Annotated in this window: 3 protein-coding genes; 2 read left to right on the top strand and 1 reads right to left on the bottom strand. The window is 64.5% G+C overall.

The window, feature by feature from the left end; genetic code table 11:
- On the top strand, positions 1–428 hold a 428-nt coding region (locus ACZ60B_RS43005; protein ID WP_469397571.1), incomplete at its 5' end, for a cupin domain-containing protein.
- Between the two features lie 117 nt (positions 429–545).
- Positions 546–1,019, top strand: a complete 474-nt coding sequence (locus ACZ60B_RS43000) for a helix-turn-helix domain-containing protein (protein ID WP_025302332.1) — start codon at positions 546–548, stop codon at positions 1,017–1,019.
- Here the strand turns inward: ACZ60B_RS43000 and ACZ60B_RS42995 are convergent.
- The coding region (locus ACZ60B_RS42995; RefSeq protein ID WP_469397569.1) for a LysR substrate-binding domain-containing protein at positions 1,003–1,243 on the bottom strand (241 nt) is incomplete at its 5' end. The two genes, ACZ60B_RS43000 and ACZ60B_RS42995, sit on opposite strands and share 17 nt — an antisense overlap.

The following is a 1,243-nucleotide window of genomic DNA, read 5'->3' as shown; positions in this document are numbered from 1 at the left end:
GCATCGAGGCCGGCGATCGCAACGTCAGCCTGGCGGTGCTCGACAAGATCGCCGCTGCCCTGACGATTTCGTTCACCGATCTGATCCAGGCGCCGGAAGCGCGCGGCGACCATCTGGTGGGGGAACTGGCCTGGCAAGGCGCGCAACCGGGCAGCCAGGCGCTGTTCGCCGCCAGCGTGCCGGCGCGCCAACGGGCCGAGCTGTGGGAATGGACGCTGATGCCGGGCGAGCGCTATGACTCTGCGCCGGACGCGGAAGGCTGGAATGAAATGATCTACGTGATTGCCGGTACCCTGACGCTGGAGTTGGAACAAGGCACGCTGACGCTCAGCGCGGGCACCGCACAAACCTTCAACAGCGATCAACGCTACGCCTACGCCAACCACGGCGATCTCCCGCTGCGCTTTATCCGCAACGTCGCCTTCTGACTGCTCGCCAGCCCGCGCCGGCGGCGGGTGTCGTGTCGCTGTCGTGCCGCTGTCGTGGCGCAGCTACCCCGCCCACCCTACACTGAATGACAGTGACAGCGAACTCAGGAGTGCACCATGCAAAAGTATCGCATCAGGCCATTACGTCTGGAAAAAGGCTGGTCGCAGGAGCAGCTGGCGACCATCGCCGGCCTCAGCACCCGCACCGTACAGCGGATTGAAAACGGCGAACAGGCCAGCCTGGAAACCTTGACCGCGATCGCCGCCGCGCTGGGCGTGCAGGTCAGCAATCTCAACGCACAGCCGCAACAGACGACAATGGGGGAGGAGACGCCTGACGAACAACGTCTTCGTCGCCAGGTCGCGGCAGAAGGCAAACTGCTGAGCATGGCGGTGCGTTTCGCCGTCATCGGTGCGATATTGCTCGCTGTCAACGTCTTTACCCATCCGCACTATCTCTGGTCGCTGTGGGCGATCGGCGGCATGAGCCTCGCGCTGGTCATGCGGGCGGTGCGCACTCTGCTGCTTCGTAACGTCTTCAGCCGCTGGCAGGAACAGCGGCTGGCGCAAAAACTCAGGCGTCTGCCGTGAGCCTCAACCACTCGGCCAGCCGAGCCAGCGCGCTGCCGGGCACGATCGGCTGCGGCGACAGCAGGTAATAGCCGCTGCCGTCGGGCATAAAACCGAACGGCGCGCTCAACAAGCCGGCGGCCAGATCGTCTCGCACTTGCAGCCACGGGCCCATCGCAATGCCAAGACCGGCGACCGCCGCCTGCAGGCTGAAATAGAAATGATCAAAGCGCTGCTCTGGATGC

The sequence above is a fragment of the Streptomyces sp. NPDC104096 genome, from assembly GCF_055584385.1.
Note: the sequence above shows the minus strand (reverse complement) of the source record. Positions and strands in the feature narration are given on the sequence as shown.

Coding starts and splice junctions, on each gene's coding strand:
- ACZ60B_RS43000 (WP_025302332.1), top strand. CDS start 546: ATGCAAAAGTATCGCATCAGGCCATTACGTCTGGAAAAAGGCTGGTCG.